The following is a 19,574-nucleotide window of genomic DNA, read 5'->3' as shown; positions in this document are numbered from 1 at the left end:
ACAAGCAAAGAGGCATATAATAAAGTATGCCGTCGCTGAATTCCTAAGAGAAGCGGAGAACCCAATCACAGGGGTGAATCATCAGTCTTTCACTGATGTAGGGAATGCCTGCTCCCGAACCCGTCAGCTAACTCCGTAAGCGTTGCGGGCAGTTTTACAATGGTGGCGAGTAATCGTCAATTGTAACTTTTAAGAAATGCTTCTTTTTAGGAATGCCGCGATGGACTTTTCCATCGGGGAGTTGGTAAGCATGAACAAACATGCAGAGCTCCCACAGTGGGAGCGAGATATGGAGATTTTGCATCATTTGAGGAAGATGCGTTCCTCGCAGCAAGAACGGAATTCAGTCTCTAAAATGCTGGACGAAGACAAAAAGCTAAAAGTAAAGTTTTCTACTCGCACGTCTCCATCTTAATACATGCATTTTGAACAGGTAGTCGTACGACTACCTGTTCTATTGTACCATTTTATATTAGGTGAAATTTTTAAAAAATTGACCTTGATGAATTTATATGGTATATTATCGCGCGTGATCTCGACGGTCCGCTGCTTGCAAACAAGCATGAACGTCGAAGGTAAGGGAGGAAAATCCTAGATGAATTTACTTCAAGAAGTAGCGCGGGAACAATTACGTACAGATATTCCTAGTTTCCGCCCGGGAGACACGTTGCGTGTGCACGTGAAAGTTCGTGAAGGTCAGCGTGAGCGTATTCAGGTTTTTGAAGGCGTGGTCATTCGGCGTCGTGGTTCAGCCATCAGTGCTACCTATACTGTGCGCAAAATATCTTATGGTGTTGGTGTAGAAAGAACATTTCCATTACACTCTCCAAAGGTAGAAAAGATTGAAGTTATGCGTCGCGGTAAAGTTCGTCGAGCGAAGTTGTACTATTTGCGTGGATTGTCTGGCAAGGCTGCACGCATTAAAGAAATTCGCTAGTTTAAGCCGTACGCTGATTTGCGTTAGTAAAAGTAAATGCGTTAGGAAAGGGCCGGGTGGCCCTTTCTTAGTTTTCGTATTTCAGTATAGTTTCATCTGTGGTAGTTTATCGGATCTGATTTCAACAGAAAATTATATGTGATGGAAGTGAAAAGATATTGCAAACGATTCAGTGGTTTCCTGGACATATGGCCAAAGCACGTCGGGAAATTCAAGCTTCCATAAAAATGGTTGATGCAATTATTGAGTTAGTCGATGCGAGATTGCCAATGGCCAGTTCCAACCCTTTGCTGAAAGATTTAATTGGAGCACGGCCACGCTTGCTTGTGATGACTCGCAAGGATCTGGCAGATGAAAGCCAAACGAAGCAATGGTTACAGAAATTTGAACATCAAGGTATTTCAGCTATAGCTGTCGATGCGCAAACGGGTAGTCAAGTACAGCGGATTATTCCTGCTTTAGAAATAGCAGCTAAGGCTAAACGCGAACGGGAAGCGCGTCGGGGCATGCGACCACGTCCTCTGCGTACTATGGTGGTGGGTATACCCAATGTGGGCAAATCATCGTTAATCAATAGATTGGCTAAACGTTCTGCTGTAAAAACAGGTGATCGTCCGGGAATTACAAAAGCCCAGCAGTGGGTACGTATAGGTAGCATTGAATTGCTGGATACCCCTGGAGTGCTTTGGCCCAAAATAGATTCCCCTGAAGATGGGTATCTCTTGGCTATGAGTGGGGCTATAAAACCAGAAATTTTAGATCATGTAGATTTGGCGTTACATGCACTACAATTCTTAATTCGATATTACCCGCATCTGGTTGAAGAACGATGGCAAATTGAAGCGCATTCCTATGCTTCATATTCTCTCGATGAACCTGAAGGAGCGGAAGCGTTTTTAGATTTGTTTGAAAAAATGACCCGTATGAAAGGCATGTTAATGTCTGGTGCGCGTCCGGATTTAGAACGTATGGCAGAGTCTCTACTTCGTGAGCTGCAGACGGGTAAACTGGGCAGAGTGTCTTTTGAATGGGTACACGGGCAAGAATAGAGTGCTGAGTAGAATGAATCAGCCATTAACGGATAGATTATTATTGATGATCTCGATAGAATAAGCAGTGTCTTTTCAATGTTAAACGGTTGCTAAGTTGATATGGCAAAATTGCTTTTTATTGAAAGAATAAAGTTTGAAAATCAAAGGTGGTGTACATGCTGGTTCGTTCGTGGCAAGTGGAACGTTGGCTTGTAGGTTCAAAACAAGTTTTACTTGCAGGAGTAGACGAAGTAGGTAGGGGGTGTTTAGCGGGGCCTGTTGTTGCAGCAGCTGTTATTTTTTCTCCAGATGTTCCAATAGCAGAACTTCAGAGTATCACAGATTCGAAAAAGTTGACCGCCAAAAAAAGAGAGGTTTTACTGGAGAAAATTCAGGAAATTGCTCTCGATATTTCAGTAGGGGCGGCTAGTGTACAAGAAATTGACCATTTGAATATACGTCAAGCTAGTTTATTAGCTATGCAACGGGCTGTTCAAGGGTTAAAATGGACACCAGACTGGGTATTGGTAGATGGAAATGATAGTTTACAAAACAGAGTGAACTCACTAACTCTGTCCGTTATTAAAGGGGATATACGATGCTTATCCATTGGTGCCGCTTCTATTGTGGCGAAGGAATGGAGAGATCGTTACATGAAAAATCTTTCAAAGGAATACCCTTTCTATGATTGGGAAAATAATGTGGGTTACGGCACTTCTCAACATCTTGATTCTATGAATATTTATGGTATTACGCCCCATCATCGTCAATCTTTTTCTCCTGTTCAAATGATAATGAGAAATCGCGAAGGATGACTTTCTGTGAATAAAATATCTCATCCCACATCACCGTCTTCCAATATTTCATCAACTCAACCATCTGCCAAAATTTCTACTGAAAGTCGTACGATAGCTGAAAGAACAAAAAATCCAGCAACCTTGCATCAAGCGACTTCAATTCAAGCTCTTAATGAACCTGAATCGAATACGTTGCATGATTGGCCGGCACAATTTTGGAAAAGCCGAGAGATTCAGCAAGCCGAATGGGGCTGGAGAAAAGTTATCCTTGACTGGATGGCAGGGAGTATAGCCTCAGCGGAAAATGCGAGTGACCAAAAAAGTGGTAGTCTGGAACAAATTATTCATCCCATGATTGAACGTTATTGGTCTATGGTAGAGCAATTGGTGAGTCAAAATGATATGGAAAAATTAGTGCGAACAGGTATAATGGACAAACCGCAAATCAGAGAGAACCGTTTTTCGTTTATTCGTACAAGAGATGGACTAGCCCAGTTTATTTCCTTTGCCAAACTGAATTTGGACGATATGAAATCTCCATGGGTACTCCCTATTCGTAAAGAAATCTTGTTGAATCGTTTTTCATCTGCAGTGGTGGTTAATCCATTTGAACGGAATGGCGCAGGTCTCCTTTCCTATTCTACGCATTCTAGCCAACGAGCAAGAGTTTTCCCATGGCGTGCGAAACGACAGACAAAGTTAGCAGTGGGTGGAAAGATTATGCATCATATGGTGCTTAACCTTGTCTATGAGCGACAGCCGGTGGTGATGCATATTACAAGCTTACAACCTCTTTTATTTGTTCATATCGAAACTGGACATGAAAAATTTTTGAAGAAAATTCAATCGCTAGGCGCGGTGGTTAAAAATATTTTACAACCGTTGGGATGGGAACTGAAACAATGGTCTTATCACTTTGAAAAACCGGGTGATGCAGAGTGAAAGTCAAAAAGGCAGTGGCGTTAAGATACCGCCAACAAGTTGATGCTGCTCCGCGCGTGCTGGCTAAAGGCGTTGAACAAGTCGCTCAAGCAATAATAGACTCCGCACATCAAAACCATGTGCCGATTTGGGAAGATGAAAAATTAGTTCATTCATTATTGAAATTAGAGATTGATGATGTTATTCCTGAGGAATTATATGAGCCAGTGGCTCATATTTTGGCCTATTTATTTGCCAATGAGCGGGAATCGTGAATTAGGACAGAAAGGCGAGCGTTTGGCTAGGGAATATGTCAAACGAACCTTGGGATGGCATATTTTATCTCATAATTGGAGATGTTCTTTCGGTGAATTGGATATCATAGCACAAAAATCCAATAAAATCATTGCCATAGAAGTGAAAACCAGAAGTGCATCGTTAACTATGGGTTATAGCAATGAAGCGGCTACTACCCAGAAAATTAAAAGAATGTTCAAGCTGTTGCAATATTATTTGGTGCACGAGCAACCTATGTTCAACTCTATTGAGTTTCCTGAAATCCAGTTGGATTGGATTGATATTGTCATGTATCGAGAAGAAGTTATATCTTTTTCACATTTTACCTATGAAAATTGATTCTTGTAGTATGTGCTGTCATAGACTGGTCAACATTTAAGTTTCTTTGCTTCACCTTATGGAAGTATTGCGATAGGAAATAGCTTCTTCAAGAATGGAGTGATGTATACTTGAACTTTGCTCAAGTAATGCGATTATATGGGCTACTTTTTGAACACTGAGAACGGCTCGATAAGAAAAACGCAGTTGCTCGGCCCATTTGTCTAAAAGGTTCTTGGTAGTTTTCTCCCAGGGTATTTGTATGTTTTTATCAAGTAATTCCCTGGCTTTAACAATTCGTTTTTGAATGGTTTTGGAGGTTTCTATAGTATACGCATCATTTTCTTTATATGTTTGACGTCCTACACTGATACACAGATCGAATCTGTCTAAAAGCGGACCACGTACCGCTTTCCAATATTTCTCTCGTTGTTGAGAAGTACAAGAACATTCTCCAAATCCATACTCTCCGCACGGACAAGGATTAGTAGTTGCAATCAGTGTAAATTGGGCTGGTAGCAATTTAACTCCATTTCCTCTGGCTAAACGAATGGTCCCTTCAACTAGAGGCTCGCGAAGAGCTTGCAAGGTTGTTGAGGGAAATTCAAGCAATTCATCTAGAATCAGAATCCCATGGTGTGCAAAAGTGGCTTCTCCAGGATAAATGGGTTTGCCTCCACCAATCATAGCAGCCACAGAACATGAATGGTGGGGCTGAACTACAGGTGCCATAAGTGAATTGTTAATCTCGCGTGAATAGGCTCTGTGAATTGATATGACTTCCTGAGCTTGTGACATAGACAATGAAGGGAAAATAGAGACTGCTTGCTGTGCTAATGTTGTTTTACCGCTGCCCGGTGGCCCGATCAGCAAGGTATGCATTCTGCCGGAAGCAGTAATCTCCAAGCCTCTTTTCGCCCAATCCAATCCGTGAATGTGTGAAAAATCATTATTTGATGAAAAAGATTGAATTGGAGCAAGTAAATCCGGACTAGAGAGTTGGATTTTTTCTTGAAACCATGCTAATATTTGCCGCAAGTTGTCGGCGGATAGCCAAATTTTTGGATTTGGTAACCACTCTGCATCATGCTGATGTTTAGAAACAACAACATGATGCCACTCATCAATGCAAAAAGCTTGTGTCAACCTCAATGCGGCAGGTACAGGTCGAAGTTCACCTGTTAAAGCTAGTTCAGCAATCCAGGCGGTTTTTTGAGGGAAATGGTCAACATGTCCTGCTGCTTGCAAAATAGCCAAAGCAATGGCCAGATCTAAACCTGCCCCGCGTTTACGAATTCCAGCAGGACTGAGGTTGACAGTAATTCTTTTGTTGGGAAATTCAATTCCGGAGTTTTTAATAGCAGAACGGATTCTGGCTTTAGACTCACTCACAGTTGAGTCTGGTAGCCCAACAATTTGAAAGGAAGGTAATCCTCTGGATACATCTGCTTCTACTTCTACCGGTAAACTATCAATTCCATCTAAAACTGCACTATACGTTTTTCCCATCAATTTGGGTTAACCTCCACAACCAATATATGGACTTTGTGAATTCTGTCTACACTCTGTGTATATTTCATATATCAAAAGTGCAATGGTTTGCCATCATGTAACGGATAGTTTCAAATTATCCAGAATAACTATTGCAAGAAAGACACCGGAGAGATACCATCAGAGCAACAATATTGGTGCAGCGAGGTGAGCTTATGCAAGAGCCCAACAAGAAAACGGCTAAATCGAGGCAAGCAGAGGGTCAACGCAGCCAAGTGGTGGATTTGCGAACATTTCGTCAAAAGCGACGTCTTACCTCTTGGCGAGAATCGTATTTAAAATTACCTTTTGTCCTTACGCTTCTTGCATATCTCTGTTGCGCCATTTCTGCTATATGTTCTATCGCAACTTTTTTTGTCCTACCTCATGCTGAACGCTGGGTCATATTAGCTATTTTTTTCGCCAGTATTGGTTTTATTCCAGCATTCTGGCTTTCTTTTATTCATACTGCCCGTTCATCATCCCGTTCTTTTGCTGTACTTGCCCTTTGTATGTTACTCGGCTATATTGTTTCGCTTGTTCAGGCGCATCAGTTGTAAGATTGGTTAACTGGATAACTACTCATGGAACAAGATGGCTCGGTCAGAAAAGTTTTGTTCTTGAAAAATACCATGTAAGCTGCCTTTAGTGCAGCTTTTTTCATTGGATTCACAGACATCGTGATCGGAAAGTTGTAATTCCTTTTTTGCTGTTCTATGCTAGAGGTTGGACGTGTGCTGAACAAACACTGACATCAGTTCAGCGCGCGCTTTGTTTGAATGTTAAGGAGGCCGTGGAGAGTGAACATTCACGAGTATCAAGCGAAAGCTGTGCTCGCCAAGTACGGCGTTGCTGTTCCACAGGGTAGTGTCGCATTTACAGTGGAAGAAGCAGTAGAGGCCGCCAAAGCGCTTGGTGGGAAAGCAGTCGTAAAAGCTCAGATTCATGCGGGAGGACGCGGTAAAGCAGGGGGCGTCAAACTGGCCAAATCTTTAGATGAGGTCAAGGCTCATGCTTCAGAGTTGTTGGGGAAGGTACTCGTTACCCATCAGACGGGACCAACTGGCAAGGTGGTCAAAAGATTATTGATTGAGCAATTGACCGATATCAAAAAAGAGTACTACATAGGCGTGGTTCTCGATCGTGCAAGTGGACGCGTTGTCATGATGGCTTCGGCAGAAGGCGGTATGGAAATTGAGGAAGTGGCCGCTAAGACACCGGAAAAAATCTTTAGAGAAACGGTCGATCCGGCAACAGGACTCAATCCCTATCAAGCAAGAAATTTGGCATTTTCTATTGGTATTCCTAACGAGTTGGTTAATAAAGCCGTCAAATTTATGACCGCTCTTTATCACGCATTTGTGGATAAAGATTGTTCAATTGCAGAAATCAATCCCTTGGTTGAAACAGGGGATGGGCAGATTATGGCGCTAGATGCAAAGTTGAATTTTGATGATAATGCCTTGTATCGCCATCCTGAGATTCAGGAACTGCGCGATTTAGATGAGGAAGATCCCAAAGAGACGGAAGCTTCTAAATTTGGACTTTCCTATATTGCTTTAGATGGCAATATTGGTTGCATGGTAAATGGCGCTGGGTTGGCCATGGCTACTATGGATACCATTAAATACTATGGTGGGGAACCTGCCAATTTCTTGGATGTTGGCGGCGGAGCAAGTGAAGAAAAGGTAACAGAAGCATTTAAAATTATTTTATCCGACAGTAAGGTCAAAGGGATTTTGGTCAATATCTTTGGCGGGATTATGAAATGTGACATTATTGCCAATGGTGTGGTAGCAGCAGCTAGACAAATTGGTCTTGATAAACCGTTGGTTGTGCGTTTGGAAGGGACAAATGTAGAGTTGGGTAAGAAAATTTTGAACGAATCCGGGCTGAATATTGTTGCTGCCGATTCGTTGGCCGATGCAGCTCAGAAGATGGTTGCTCTGGTTTAAGGAGGAAACCGAATGAGTATTTTAGTGAATAAAAATACACGCGTTATTACGCAAGGCATTACCGGCTCGCAAGGTTTATTTCATACTAAACAGGCTATTGAATATGGTACTCAAATGGTAGGCGGTGTGACTCCAGGAAAAGGTGGAAGCACTGTTGAAGGAATCCCTGTGTTTAATACGGTCATTGAAGCTGTGCGTGAAACGGGCGCTAATGCTTCTGTAATTTATGTACCGCCTGCGTTTGCGGCTGACGCTATTATGGAAGCGGTTGATGCTGAGCTAGACTTGGTGATTTGTATTACCGAGGGGATTCCTGTACTGGATATGGTTAAAGTTAAACGCTTTATGGAAGGGCGTCATACTCGTTTAATTGGTCCTAATTGTCCTGGTGTTATCACTCCTGGAGAATGCAAAATTGGTATTATGCCAGGATATATTCACACACCTGGAAAAGTAGGCGTTGTTTCTCGCAGTGGAACACTTACCTATGAAGCAGTGTATCAATTGACAGTGCGTGATATTGGACAATCTACTGCAGTGGGTATTGGTGGCGATCCAGTAAACGGAACGAATTTTATTGATGTCTTGAAAATGTTTGAGGCCGATCCCGATACGGAAGCTGTGATTATGATTGGTGAAATTGGTGGTACAGCTGAAGAGCAGGCCGCTGAATTTGTTCGTGATCACATGACCAAACCTGTAGTAGGCTTTATTGCAGGTGCAACTGCACCTCCTGGACGCCGTATGGGGCATGCTGGTGCAATTATTTCTGGAGGCAGTGGTACAGCGGAATCAAAAATTAAAACTATGGAATCATGTGGAATTCGTGTTGCTCCTACACCGTCGGAGATGGGTTCTACGCTCTACTCGGTATTGGAAGAGAAGGGATTGTTGGAGCGCTGTAAAATAAAACGTTAATGAACTATATCGATATTTTTTGAGAATTCTACTTTAAGGAGTAGAATTCTCTTTTTTATTATCGACAAAAAATATTAGCAGGGACAAGATAAAACCTTGAGGAGGGGATAGAGAATTGGATGTGAGTCAAATGTATCTAGGACTTGCCTGTGCTCCTTTCTTAATGCCAAGTACAACTCGTCATTGGCTGGAGCAAGTTCCGGATGTCACCTATCTATGGCGAGCAGATATACAAGAACTTCAATCTCTCATACCTCGATATTCATACAAATTGGAAAAATGGTGTCTCTGGAGAAGGAGCATAGAAATCGAAAAGATTGAGGAAAAGCTACAGAAACAAAATATTGGTTTTATTTGTAAAGTTAGCAGGGATTATCCTATGCGTCTCCTCAATCTCTCCTCGCCTCCTATATGGCTATTCTATCAAGGAAACAAAAAACTTTTAAATCAAAAAAATGTTGGTGTGGTTGGCACACGCAGAGCATCTCCATATGGACTAGAAGCGTGTCGATGGATTTCTGGTGTGCTTTCTTTCGCACATATTACTGTTGTTTCTGGGATGGCATTAGGAATAGATGGTGAAGCTCATCAAGCGGCTTTGCAAGGTCCGGGCAAAACTATTGCTGTACTGGCTTCGGGTTTAAATATCTCCTATCCCGTAACGCATTCCAGTCTTCAAAAAAAGATAAGTGAAGAGGGGCTTTGTGTCTCCGAATACGCACCCAATGTAAGGGTGAAGAAATATCAATTTATTGAACGCAATAGGATATTAGCAGCTCTCTCGGAAAGCCTGATTGTAGTGCAAGCAGGACATCATTCTGGAGCGTTGACAACTGCTGAATTAGCACTCAATCTTGGCAGAGAAGTTTATGCGGTTCCGGGACCCATTACGAGTGTGCATTGTCAAGGAAGTAACCAATTATTATATGATGGAGCTAAACCACTGATTCATCCTGAAGAATTTTTGCTCGAAATGGGCATAGAAAAGAACAAGAGCAGTCTTCATTCGTTACCAGAAAATTGGAAAATCCTTCTTCAACAACTAGAGGAACCGCTTGGCATAGATGAACTGATGAGGATTCTCCGTTGGCCAAAAGAGAGTATTTATGCCATACTGCTCGAAACGGAATTGTCTGGGTGGGTGGAACGTCTCCCTGGAGGAAGATTCATTCGGAAAAATATTCAGTAAATCAATGGATGACGTGATTTGGTGAATCAGTTCAGTAGAATGCGTTTGCAAACAATTTTCCTCGGATGATAATATGGGTGAACCAAGACGCTCAAGAATTTTCAATAAAATAGGTTACTATCCATCTATCTAGTAAAATACATTTTCGTGTTTTGTCTTAGATTTATAAAAGATGCTACTTTAGTCATTTTTGCAGATACTTGTTTGGATAAAGTATTGTAGTTGGCCCACGAAGGAGGAAACGGTTTGGCGGATTATTTGGTCATTGTTGAATCGCCAGCCAAAGCGAAAACAATTGGGAAGTATCTTGGCAAAAAATATACAGTGAAAGCTTCAATGGGACATGTTCGAGATTTGCCGAAAAGTCAACTTGGTGTTGACGTAGAACATCATTTTGAACCGCATTATATTACTATTCGTGGAAAGGGAGATGTCATTAAGAGTTTAAGGGATGCCGGAAAAAAAGCAAAAAAAATCTTTCTGGCTGCCGACCCGGATCGAGAAGGTGAAGCGATTGCCTGGCATCTTCAAAACATTCTGGATATCCCAGAAGATACTCCTTGTCGGGTTGTTTTTCATGAAATTACCAAAGATGCTATCAAGGCCGCTTTTCAGGAACCAAGAAAATTGAATAAAGATTTAATTCATGCGCAGCAAACTCGCCGGATACTTGATAGATTGGTAGGATATCGACTGAGTCCACTTCTGTGGAGAAAAGTAAAAAAAGGATTGTCTGCAGGAAGAGTACAGTCGGTTGCTGTTCGACTCATTGTGGATAGAGAGCGCGAGATTCGCGCTTTTCAACCTGAAGAGTATTGGACGGTTGATGCCAATCTAACGGTAGGTCGACAAAAATTTATTGCTCGTTTTTATGGTTACGGGAATGAAAAAACCGTTTTGCAAAATGAAGCAGAAGTTAAGAAATTGCTTGAACATGTTAAAGATCTACCTTTGGTGGTTTCACGCATTAAAAAAACAGATCGAAAGCGCAATCCAAGTGCACCCTTTATTACCTCGTCCTTACAGCAAGAAGCAGCTCGCAAACTCGGTTTTCGGGCTTATAGAACTATGGCTATTGCCCAACAACTTTATGAAGGTTTAGATGTTGGAGATGAAGGTACAGTTGGTTTAATTACTTACATGAGAACTGACTCAACCAGAGTTGCTGAATCTGCGCAGAATGAGGCTGCTCATTGGATTGAGCAGCGCTACGGAAAAGATTATGTTCCTTCTGAGAGAAGGCAGTATACATCCAAAGGCGTTACACAGGATGCGCATGAAGCGATAAGACCTACGTCTGTTTTACGTGATCCAGAGTCTCTTAAGCCTTATCTTTCTAAAGAACAGTGGAAGCTTTATAAATTAATTTGGGAGCGATTTGTAGCCAGTCAGATGGCTTCTGCTCAACTTGAGACTACTTCTGTAGATCTTTTGGCTGGAGAAGCTGTTTTTAGGGCAACTGGTTCGGTTGTAAGATTTCCTGGTTTTATGGCTTTATATACTGAAGGGCAAGATGATGTATCTGAAGATGAAATCAAGATGTTACCAGCCTTAAAAGAAAATCAATCTTTTGATAAACCGGATTATGTTCCGGAACAGCATTTTACTCAACCACCCCCGCGATATTCTGAGTCAAGCTTAGTCAAGGCTATGGAGGAATTAGGAATTGGTAGACCGAGCACATATGCTCCAACTATGGATACCATTTTAAAACGTGGTTATGTTGTTTTGGAAAATAAACGGTTTGTACCTACGGAATTAGGAGAAATTGTGGTTGATTTATTGATGAAGAATTTTCAACAATTAATTGACGTGGATTTTACTGCTCAATTAGAGTCTGAACTGGACTTGGTTGAGGAAGGTAAAGCGGAATGGGTCAATCTACTGGAAAATTTCTATAAAGAATTTGAGAAAGAACTTTCTGAAGCAGAGGCTTCTCTTGAACATGTACAAATTCAAGATGAAGTTTCAGATGTGCAGTGTGATAAATGTGGACGAATGATGGTGTATAAAACGGGGAGATACGGTAAGTTTTTAGCTTGCCCTGGTTTCCCTGAATGTCGTAACACCAAAGCGCTGGTGAAAGAAGTTGGGGTTAATTGTCCAAAGTGTGGCAAACCGCTTGTAGAAAGGCGAGGTAAGAAAAAAGTTTTTTATGGGTGCACAGGATATCCTGATTGTGATTATGTTCTTTGGAATAAACCAACGGGTCAGGATTGTCCTGTCTGTGGATATCCAATGATTGAAAAAACATCGAAGGGTAAGACGTGGATAACTTGTAGTAATGAGTCTGCGCATCCTTCTGTGGAGATTGTTGGCTCTGTTCCTAAATGATTGTAGACTATAGCGAATTAATATAACAGAAATAACCTATCTATGTGGATAATGAGAGGAAGATGAAGGTGCCTCGGGTTACTGTGATCGGAGCGGGGCTGGCTGGCTCAGAGGCCGCTTGGCAATTAGCTAAAGCCGGAATAGAAGTGGATTTGTATGAGATGCGGCCGACACAAAGTACTCCTGCCCATCATACTCCGTACTTTGCTGAACTTGTTTGTACCAATTCTCTGCGCTCGAATCTCTTGACAAATGCAGTGGGACTACTTAAAGAAGAAATGCGAAGGCTAGACTCAATCATTATTCGTATAGCTGATCTTACAGCGGTTCCAGCGGGGGGCGCGCTGGCGGTCGATCGTGAACAATTTTCTGCAGATATTACCAAAACTTTAGAAAATCATCCGCTTATTCGAATTTATAGGGAAGAAGTAAAGGCATTACCACAAAATCAACTTTGTATCGTTGCCACTGGGCCTTTGACATCTCAAGCCATGTCGGAGCAGATTGCCCGTTTAATGGGAGAAGATTATTTGTATTTTTTTGATGCTGCTGCGCCAATATTAACGCGAGAATCAGTCAATATGGATAAAGTGTTTGCGCAATCTCGTTATGACAAAGGAGATGCAGATTATTTAAACTGTCCTTTTACAGAACAGGAATTTGATGATTTCTATGACGCCCTTGTTCATGCTGAGACAGCACCTCTTAAAGAGTTTGAAGAAGAGAAGTATTTTGAAGGGTGTATGCCTATAGAAGTTATGGCGAAAAGAGGAAAACAGACACTTCTGTTTGGCTCTATGAAACCTGTGGGTTTGACTGATCCGCGGACAGGCAAGCGTCCCTTTGCTGTTGTGCAGCTTAGACAGGACAATGCAGCTGCTACTTTGTTAAATATGGTAGGTTTTCAGACACATCTTAAATGGGGAGAACAAACCAGGGTATTTCGAATGATTCCTGGTCTCGAGAATGCGGAAATTGTTCGTTTTGGTGTGATGCATCGCAATACATATATCAATAGTCCTAAATTACTCAATCCTACTTATCAAGCCAAGATGAATCCCTATTTGTTTTTTGCGGGCCAAATGACAGGAGTAGAAGGATATGTGGAATCAGCTGCGGCTGGACTGGTAGCTGGAATTAATGCGGGTCGACTAGCCCGAAATTTAAATCCTCTCGTTTTCCCCCAAACTACAGCTATTGGGAGTCTGGCTCACTATATCACCCAAACGGATTCTAAATATTTTCAACCGATGAATGCTACCTTTGGGCTGCTCCCTCCTCTCGATGAAAAAATTGTTGATAAAAAAAAGCGAGCCGAAAAATTGTCAGAGAGAGCTTTATATGACTTGCAGAAATTTTTGCATGGAGTGGGACATTATGTCTAAACTGAAAAATGATAGCAGGTTGTCTCTAGCAATAGATGAATTTCTAACTCAATTAGAATTTCAAATGCGTTTATCCAATCATACATTGCGTGCATATGCTGGAGATTTAGTCCATCTTCTTGATTTTTTTCAGCAGAGAATTGAAAAATGGTCGGATATCGACAGTTTGGATATTCGGACATTTCTTGCTGCTCAACGAAAGGATGGTATGAGCAAAACTACGTTGGCTCGTCGAATTTCTTGCTATAGAAAATTTTTTCAATTCCTCGTTGATCGTTCTATGATCAAGCACAATCCAATGGATGGAGTTTCCGCACCTCGTTTGGAAAAAAAACTTCCTCAGTATTATTATCAAGAAGAAATGAATGAGTTACTCGATTCTATTCATGGGGATACTCTGGCAGATTTACGAGATCGGGCTTTGTTGGAATTCCTGTATGCTACTGGTGTACGAGTATCTGAATGCATGAATTTAAATATTGGCCATATTTCTTTGAATGAGGGATTGGCACTTGTCAGAGGTAAAGGCAGGAAAGAACGGTATGTCTTGTTTGGCTCTCAAACTGTGTCTGCTTTAAAAAAATACCTTCAAAAACGAAGTGAAAATTTGACATCTAGTGACCCGTTATTTGTCAATTTGCGAGACGGGACTCGACTGACAGATCGCAGTATCAGGAGAATTTTAAAAAAGAGAGTCGAACAAATGAAATATGGTATGAAGCCCTTAAGTCCCCATAAGATTCGCCATTCTTTTGCTACTCATTTACTGGACGGGGGGGCAGACTTACGGGTAGTTCAAGAATTATTAGGTCATGAAAGTTTGTCCAGTACTCAAATCTATACGCATACCTCACGTGAACGGCTTTCAAAAGTTTATCAAGAAACGCATCCCCGTGCTTTATCTAAAGGAGAATGATAATTGATGAATATGCATGCAACAACGATATTTGCCATATTAAAAGATGGCCAAGGTGCCATGGCTGGAGATGGCCAAGTCACTCTGGGGAATAGTATGGTCATGAAACAAGGGGCTCGCAAAGTTCGTCGTCTTTACCATGGTTCCGTTGTAGCTGGTTTTGCTGGTTCGGTTGCAGACGCATTTACTTTATTTGAGAAATTTGAAGCGCGATTGGAAGAGTTTCATGGTAATTTAGCCCGTTCTGTAGTGGAACTGGCCAAAGAGTGGCGTTCCGATAAAGTTTTAAAAAATTTAGAAGCGATGTTATTGACTATGAATAAAGACGCTCTCTTTATTGTTTCAGGAAACGGCGAAGTGATTGAGCCTGATGATGGTATTTGTGCCATTGGTTCAGGGGGAGCTTATGCGCTGGCAGCTGGACGTGCGTTGGCTCGTAATACTTCCATGAAACCAGCGGAAATCGCCAGAAACGCATTACAAATTGCTTCCGAAATATGTGTATTTACAAATGATCATATTATCGTGGAATCAGTTGGAGAGTGAGAAAATTAATAAAGCTCATACAGGAGGAATTGGATTGGACAAGGATTTGACCCCAAAGCAGATTGTTGAAGAACTTGATAAATATATTGTCGGTCAAAAGGCGGCGAAGCGAGCTGTTGCTGTTGCATTGCGTAATCGTTATCGAAGAGGTCGTCTCAATGTGGAATGGCAGGAAGAAATCACACCCAAAAATATTCTAATGATTGGACCAACAGGCGTAGGTAAGACAGAAATCGCGAGACGCTTAAGTCGATTGGTTGGCGCGCCTTTTATTAAGGTTGAAGCGACAAAATTCACGGAAGTAGGATATGTTGGACGAGATGTTGAAGCGATGATTCGCGATCTCGTTGAAACAGCTATACGCATGGTCAAATCTGAACAAATGCAACGTGTGCAAGATGAAGCGCGCAAAGCTGCTGACGAACGGATTTTGGAGGCGCTTGTTCCCGATCCGGAGTCTAAAAAATCAGGTGTCAATCCATTCGAGATGCTGTTTGCTGGTGGTCAACAGCATAACCATCAACCTTCTGAATCGGTTCGTAATGAGAGAAAAAGGATGAAACAACAACTGGATATGGGGATATTGGAAGAACGCCTGATTGAAATAGATGTTGAAGAACAAACTCAGGCTCCGATTGGTTTTATGCCGGGAATTGGAGCGGAAGGGCTTGGCAACTTACAGGAAGCCTTAGGAAATCTACTACCTAAAAATCGTAAGAGAAGAAAAATGACCGTACGGGAAGCTCGAGAAGTTCTTGCTCAAGAAGAAGCCCAAAGGTTAATCGATATGGATTCAGTAACATCGGAAGCCATTTTTCGTGCAGAAAATCGAGGCATTATTTTTATAGACGAATTAGATAAGATTGCTGGCAAAGATTCTCGTGGTCCGGATGTATCAAGGGAAGGAGTGCAGAGAGATATACTTCCAATAGTTGAAGGTTCTACTGTAGCCACTAAATATGGGGCAGTCAAAACAGATCATATTTTATTTATTGGCGCAGGAGCATTTCACATGGCTAAACCGTCTGATTTAATTCCGGAATTACAGGGACGCTTTCCCATTCGTGTTGAATTAGAACCATTGACCGCTGCAGAATTCGTGAGAATTTTAAAAGAACCTAAACATTCGCTGCTTAGACAGTACGCCGCTCTTCTGGAAACTGAAGGGGTTCATGTTGAATTTACAGAAGAAGCGATTCTGCGTATTGCTGAGATGGCGGAAAAAGTCAATCAGGAAACTGAAAATATTGGAGCCCGACGTTTGCATACTTTACTTGAAAGAGTACTAGAGGATTTGTCTTTTGAAGCTCCTGAGGTTCATCTGGGACAAGTGACAATTACACCTGAATATGTGGATGAAAAATTGAAAAATATTGTTGTTAATCGTGATCTGAGTCAATATATTCTATAAGCCTTTAGCGTAAACGATGATTTTTTCAATCCAAGTGAAATCTGATTCATAGATACTCAGTAAATATAAGCAAGTTTCTCGAGTTGTTTTTGCGTCCCGGATTTGGGGCGCTTTATTTTTTTTCCATTCTCGATGTTGGATTCAAAACTGGAGTGAAAAACTCTTATCCACTTGTTTTGAGATAATGGATTTTTGTGCAGGAATTTGTCGGTTATTGACGAATAAAGTAGCGTTCACTGAAGAAATAAAGCTTGATATTTACTGTGTGATGTGAGAAAAGGTTTGGAGGAGTTTATGTGCTTGATGGAATAGCAATGGACGCTTTGGATAAAGCGCTGCAGATTGCCGATTTACGCCAACAGGTGTATGCCAATAATATTGCTAATGTGAATACTCCGGGTTATAAAACCGAGCATGTGACTTTCTCGAATGTTCTAAATCAATCCTCGCAACTCATGCAGCAAAAATATATTCCAATCTCTTCAGACACTGCGAATCTCAATGTTTCGTCTTTTTTACAAAGTAATCCAGTTATTACAACCTCGAATACTAGTATTGAAAATAATGGTAACAATGTGAGTCTGGATAGTCAGATGGCCAAAATGGCAGCAAATGCAATTCGTTATAATGCGTTAGTTCAAGATATGCAAATGAGATTTCAAAGATTGCAAACTGCAATCAATGGAGGCTGATGAAGATGGCGGGATGGATGGGGAGTTTATCCATCAGTGCTTCTGGGCTGACCGCGCAACGTTTGGTCATGGATGTTGTCTCTAATAATATCGCGAATGCAGATACTACTCGTACTCCTCAAGGTGGCCCCTATCGTAAAGAGATTGCTATATTGCAACCCATTGCTGCTTCGGGTAGTTTTGCTGACGCTTTGCAACAAGCTGGTGTTCAAAATGTATCGAACGCTACGGACGGTGTTCAAGTATCTGCGATTGTACAGGCACCTGGTCCGTTTAAGCTCGTTTACGATCCTTCTTCTCCAGATGCGGTAAATGGCTATGTGGAAATGCCTAATGTAAATATAAGCACTGAAATGGTAGACTTGATGTCCGCCAGTCGTGCCTATGAAGCAAATGCTACAGCGTTTGATGCTACAAAAAGTATGATGATGTCTGCTATTAATCTTGGTAAATAGTTAGATTTTATAGAGAAAGCAGGGGTAAGTGATGACGGTAAATCCTGTATTTGGCCTTTCTCAAATCATCCCTTCTTTACAAACATCGTCCAAATCTTCAGCTCACCATACTTCAGGTGAAAATTTCCTGCAATATCTTCAGAATGCATTGGGACAAGTGAATCAACTGTCTCAGAATGCCGACCAAGCAGCAATCGATTATGCTGAAGGTGGCAATATTTCTATTGATCAAGTTATGGTTGCTGAACAAAAGGCGTCGATTGCCTTGGATGCGCTGGTTCAGGTCAATAATCGTGTGGTTAATGCTTACAACACAGTCATGAATATGCAAGTGTAGTGAGATTGCCGCAGTATTCCTCTACCTCATGTGGGCAAGGGTCAGCTAGATAAAGGACAAGGTGGGCAAACTTGGGCGAGACAATCAAGAGTTACGCATTGAGGATCCGAAGTCGATGGTCTTCGTTTACTCCTAATCAAAAGAGAAACATACTGATTGCGATAGTTGCTTTTTTGGTAGCGCTCATAGCAATCCTTTGGATTGCTTTGCGTCCAAACTACGTTACGATAATGTCTGGTCTTGACAATCAATCTTTGGGGGAAGTCCAAACACAATTAGAAAATTTAAAAATTCCTTCCGAGATTGAGGGTTCGTCCGTATTGGTTCCGCAAAACGATGCCAATACAGCTCGGATTCAGCTCGCAATGGCGGGATTGCCAAAATCGGGTTACATAGGATACAGTTCGGTTTCATCTTCGTTTGGAATGACGCAGGATCAGTTCAACTTACAAGTATTAAATGCGCTTCAAGAAAATCTGAGCAATACTATTGAAAGTATCAATGGGGTAGAGAGTGCTCAAGTCTACATTGTTATGCCTCAGCAGCAAATTTTCATCTCGCAGCCGGAGGGTACAGCTAAAGCTTCCGTTTTCCTTCAGTTAGGGACAGGAGTTCAATTGTCACCTGCACAAGTGGCTGGGATACAGCAATTGGTCGCTGATTCAGTCAAGGGATTAAGTGTCAATAATGTTACGGTGGTTGATCAAAACGGAATTACGCTATCCTCTTCTGATTCGGCTAATGGAGCATTGGGTCTTTCCACTACGACATCTTCTGAAATCGCTATTCGTCAACAGCTTGATCAAAGTATGACTCAACAATTGCAAGCAGGATTGGATCAAATAGTGGGTACTGGCAACGCGGTGGTTATGGTTCATGCGAATATCTCTTTTAATCAGGTAACTACTAAATCACATATTCTACAGCCTGCCCCAGGCCAAACTACAGGTCTGCCAACCAGTACTCAGACAATACGCAGTTCTTCGACAAATGGCAGTGCAGCAGGTGGACCGGCTGGACAAGCGAGCACAAATCCAGGGTTGTCTACTTATGCGGCAAACGGTTCGACTGGCAATAGCACTTCCACTAGTTCACAGTCCACAACGAATTATGCAAACAGTTATGTCAATACAACAAAGGTTGCCGATCCGGTCCAAATCAATGGATACTCGGTGGCTGTGTTTCTCAATGGGACTAGTCAGTCGATTCCATCATCCACTTTAAATCAAATTAAAAATTTTGTTGCAAACGCAGTTGGACAAGCTGCGCCTGGTAATCGAAATTCTATCTCAGTTGCGGTTATGCCATTCAATAAGCAGCAGCCAGTGCAATTTCCGCAGAAAAACAACAGTTTACTCTATGCTGGTCTTGGTTTGCTGGCATTAATTGTTCTTGGTGGGGGCTTTTTCTTATACAGGCGCAATCAAAGATCAAAACTTAAGATGGATGAACAACTTGTTTTTGCTAATGATGCGGTTGAAGAACTGGGAAATTTGCCTTTACGTGATGAAGAAAAAATGAAAGAACAGTTAGCAACTTTGGCAAGTAAAAAGCCTGAAGAATTCGCTAGTTTGCTTCGCTCTTGGTTAATGGATTCCTGATGAG

21 protein-coding genes and 1 riboswitch are annotated in these 19,574 nt (G+C 41.7%); of the genes, 20 read left to right on the top strand and 1 reads right to left on the bottom strand.

All coding sequences use genetic code 11. The features are described from left to right. Positions 1 to 23 precede the first annotated feature (23 nt). Positions 24 to 157: riboswitch (cyclic di-AMP (ydaO/yuaA leader) on the top strand. Positions 158 to 250: 93 nt separating this feature from the next. From BUA75_RS15875 to BUA75_RS08330, 7 genes are all read left to right on the top strand, one after another. Further along, complete coding sequence (locus tag BUA75_RS15875; RefSeq protein ID WP_165611979.1) at positions 251 to 415, top strand: hypothetical protein; 165 nt, start codon at positions 251 to 253, stop codon at positions 413 to 415. A gap of 180 nt (positions 416 to 595) precedes the next feature. Further along, positions 596 to 937, top strand: coding sequence for a 50S ribosomal protein L19 (gene rplS / locus BUA75_RS08355; protein ID WP_072874142.1), 342 nt, complete (start codon positions 596 to 598; stop codon positions 935 to 937). A gap of 158 nt (positions 938 to 1,095) precedes the next feature. Continuing rightward, positions 1,096 to 1,986: a ribosome biogenesis GTPase YlqF gene (ylqF, locus tag BUA75_RS08350; protein ID WP_278247854.1), complete on the top strand. Its 891-nt coding sequence runs from the start codon at positions 1,096 to 1,098 to the stop codon at positions 1,984 to 1,986. A 158-nt stretch (positions 1,987 to 2,144) separates the two neighbouring features. Next, a complete protein-coding gene (gene rnhB, locus BUA75_RS08345; protein WP_072874140.1) occupies positions 2,145 to 2,783 on the top strand; it encodes a ribonuclease HII in 639 nt (212 codons plus the stop codon). A gap of 6 nt (positions 2,784 to 2,789) precedes the next feature. Further along, entirely contained in the window at positions 2,790 to 3,707 is a 918-nt protein-coding gene (locus BUA75_RS08340) for a hypothetical protein (protein ID WP_072874139.1), read from the top strand. Next, positions 3,704 to 3,961, top strand: a complete 258-nt coding sequence (locus BUA75_RS08335) for an EscU/YscU/HrcU family type III secretion system export apparatus switch protein (RefSeq protein WP_072874138.1) — start codon at positions 3,704 to 3,706, stop codon at positions 3,959 to 3,961. The genes BUA75_RS08340 and BUA75_RS08335 overlap by 4 nt, the downstream gene beginning before the upstream one ends. Continuing rightward, positions 3,945 to 4,322 (top strand): YraN family protein, encoded by a 378-nt coding sequence (locus tag BUA75_RS08330; protein ID WP_072874137.1) that lies wholly within the window; start codon positions 3,945 to 3,947, stop codon positions 4,320 to 4,322. Before BUA75_RS08335 ends, BUA75_RS08330 begins: the two co-directional genes overlap by 17 nt. Positions 4,323 to 4,373: 51 nt before the next feature. Here BUA75_RS08330 and BUA75_RS08325 read toward each other — a convergent pair whose 3' ends face one another. Then, positions 4,374 to 5,810: a YifB family Mg chelatase-like AAA ATPase gene (locus BUA75_RS08325; protein WP_072874136.1), complete on the bottom strand. Its 1,437-nt coding sequence runs from the start codon at positions 5,808 to 5,810 to the stop codon at positions 4,374 to 4,376. 197 nt (positions 5,811 to 6,007) lie between these two features. Between BUA75_RS08325 and BUA75_RS08320 the strand changes: the two genes are divergently transcribed. From BUA75_RS08320 to fliF, 13 genes are all read left to right on the top strand, one after another. Beyond that, a complete protein-coding gene (locus BUA75_RS08320; protein WP_072874135.1) occupies positions 6,008 to 6,391 on the top strand; it encodes a hypothetical protein in 384 nt (127 codons plus the stop codon). A 240-nt stretch (positions 6,392 to 6,631) separates the two neighbouring features. Continuing rightward, complete coding sequence (sucC, locus tag BUA75_RS08315; RefSeq protein ID WP_072874134.1) at positions 6,632 to 7,786, top strand: ADP-forming succinate--CoA ligase subunit beta; 1,155 nt, start codon at positions 6,632 to 6,634, stop codon at positions 7,784 to 7,786. A gap of 12 nt (positions 7,787 to 7,798) precedes the next feature. Then, complete coding sequence (sucD, locus tag BUA75_RS08310) at positions 7,799 to 8,704, top strand: succinate--CoA ligase subunit alpha (RefSeq protein ID WP_072874133.1); 906 nt, start codon at positions 7,799 to 7,801, stop codon at positions 8,702 to 8,704. A gap of 121 nt (positions 8,705 to 8,825) precedes the next feature. After that, complete coding sequence (gene dprA / locus BUA75_RS08305) at positions 8,826 to 9,893, top strand: DNA-processing protein DprA (protein WP_242650280.1); 1,068 nt, start codon at positions 8,826 to 8,828, stop codon at positions 9,891 to 9,893. Between the two features lie 246 nt (positions 9,894 to 10,139). Beyond that, positions 10,140 to 12,227 carry a type I DNA topoisomerase gene (gene topA, locus BUA75_RS08300; RefSeq protein ID WP_072874131.1) on the top strand — a complete coding sequence of 696 codons (2,088 nt, stop codon included), beginning with the start codon at positions 10,140 to 10,142 and terminating at the stop codon, positions 12,225 to 12,227. Between the two features lie 62 nt (positions 12,228 to 12,289). Next, positions 12,290 to 13,612, top strand: a complete 1,323-nt coding sequence (trmFO, locus tag BUA75_RS08295; protein WP_072874130.1) for a methylenetetrahydrofolate--tRNA-(uracil(54)-C(5))-methyltransferase (FADH(2)-oxidizing) TrmFO — start codon at positions 12,290 to 12,292, stop codon at positions 13,610 to 13,612. Beyond that, positions 13,605 to 14,528 (top strand): site-specific tyrosine recombinase/integron integrase, encoded by a 924-nt coding sequence (xerA, locus tag BUA75_RS08290; RefSeq protein ID WP_072874129.1) that lies wholly within the window; start codon positions 13,605 to 13,607, stop codon positions 14,526 to 14,528. The genes trmFO and xerA overlap by 8 nt, the downstream gene beginning before the upstream one ends. A 6-nt stretch (positions 14,529 to 14,534) precedes the next feature. After that, positions 14,535 to 15,074, top strand: coding sequence for an ATP-dependent protease subunit HslV (hslV, locus tag BUA75_RS08285; RefSeq protein ID WP_072874128.1), 540 nt, complete (start codon positions 14,535 to 14,537; stop codon positions 15,072 to 15,074). Further along, entirely contained in the window at positions 15,040 to 16,485 is a 1,446-nt protein-coding gene (gene hslU / locus BUA75_RS08280) for an ATP-dependent protease ATPase subunit HslU (protein WP_083574206.1), read from the top strand. Before hslV ends, hslU begins: the two co-directional genes overlap by 35 nt. A gap of 296 nt (positions 16,486 to 16,781) precedes the next feature. Further along, on the top strand, positions 16,782 to 17,177 hold the full coding sequence (flgB, locus tag BUA75_RS08275; protein WP_083574205.1) for a flagellar basal body rod protein FlgB: 396 nt from the start codon (positions 16,782 to 16,784) through the stop codon (positions 17,175 to 17,177). A gap of 5 nt (positions 17,178 to 17,182) precedes the next feature. After that, positions 17,183 to 17,632 (top strand): flagellar basal body rod protein FlgC, encoded by a 450-nt coding sequence (flgC, locus tag BUA75_RS08270; RefSeq protein ID WP_129583569.1) that lies wholly within the window; start codon positions 17,183 to 17,185, stop codon positions 17,630 to 17,632. Positions 17,633 to 17,663: 31 nt separating this feature from the next. After that, positions 17,664 to 17,969 carry a flagellar hook-basal body complex protein FliE gene (fliE, locus tag BUA75_RS08265; RefSeq protein WP_072874127.1) on the top strand — a complete coding sequence of 102 codons (306 nt, stop codon included), beginning with the start codon at positions 17,664 to 17,666 and terminating at the stop codon, positions 17,967 to 17,969. 71 nt (positions 17,970 to 18,040) lie between these two features. Further along, on the top strand, positions 18,041 to 19,570 hold the full coding sequence (fliF, locus tag BUA75_RS08260; RefSeq protein WP_072874126.1) for a flagellar basal-body MS-ring/collar protein FliF: 1,530 nt from the start codon (positions 18,041 to 18,043) through the stop codon (positions 19,568 to 19,570). Positions 19,571 to 19,574 lie beyond the last annotated feature (4 nt).

The sequence above is a fragment of the Alicyclobacillus tolerans genome, from assembly GCF_900142255.1.
Classification (GTDB): Bacteria; Bacillota; Bacilli; order Alicyclobacillales; family Alicyclobacillaceae; genus Alicyclobacillus_I; species Alicyclobacillus_I tolerans.
Note: the sequence above shows the minus strand (reverse complement) of the source record. Positions and strands in the feature narration are given on the sequence as shown.

Coding starts and splice junctions, on each gene's coding strand:
- BUA75_RS15875 (WP_165611979.1), top strand. CDS start 251: ATGAACAAACATGCAGAGCTCCCACAGTGGGAGCGAGATATGGAGATT.
- rplS (WP_072874142.1), top strand. CDS start 596: ATGAATTTACTTCAAGAAGTAGCGCGGGAACAATTACGTACAGATATT.
- rnhB (WP_072874140.1), top strand. CDS start 2,145: ATGCTGGTTCGTTCGTGGCAAGTGGAACGTTGGCTTGTAGGTTCAAAA.
- BUA75_RS08330 (WP_072874137.1), top strand. CDS start 3,945: ATGAGCGGGAATCGTGAATTAGGACAGAAAGGCGAGCGTTTGGCTAGG.
- BUA75_RS08325 (WP_072874136.1), bottom strand. CDS start 5,810: ATGGGAAAAACGTATAGTGCAGTTTTAGATGGAATTGATAGTTTACCG.
- BUA75_RS08320 (WP_072874135.1), top strand. CDS start 6,008: ATGCAAGAGCCCAACAAGAAAACGGCTAAATCGAGGCAAGCAGAGGGT.
- sucD (WP_072874133.1), top strand. CDS start 7,799: ATGAGTATTTTAGTGAATAAAAATACACGCGTTATTACGCAAGGCATT.
- trmFO (WP_072874130.1), top strand. CDS start 12,290: ATGAAGGTGCCTCGGGTTACTGTGATCGGAGCGGGGCTGGCTGGCTCA.
- xerA (WP_072874129.1), top strand. CDS start 13,605: ATGTCTAAACTGAAAAATGATAGCAGGTTGTCTCTAGCAATAGATGAA.
- hslV (WP_072874128.1), top strand. CDS start 14,535: ATGAATATGCATGCAACAACGATATTTGCCATATTAAAAGATGGCCAA.
- hslU (WP_083574206.1), top strand. CDS start 15,040: ATGATCATATTATCGTGGAATCAGTTGGAGAGTGAGAAAATTAATAAA.
- flgC (WP_129583569.1), top strand. CDS start 17,183: ATGGCGGGATGGATGGGGAGTTTATCCATCAGTGCTTCTGGGCTGACC.
- fliE (WP_072874127.1), top strand. CDS start 17,664: ATGACGGTAAATCCTGTATTTGGCCTTTCTCAAATCATCCCTTCTTTA.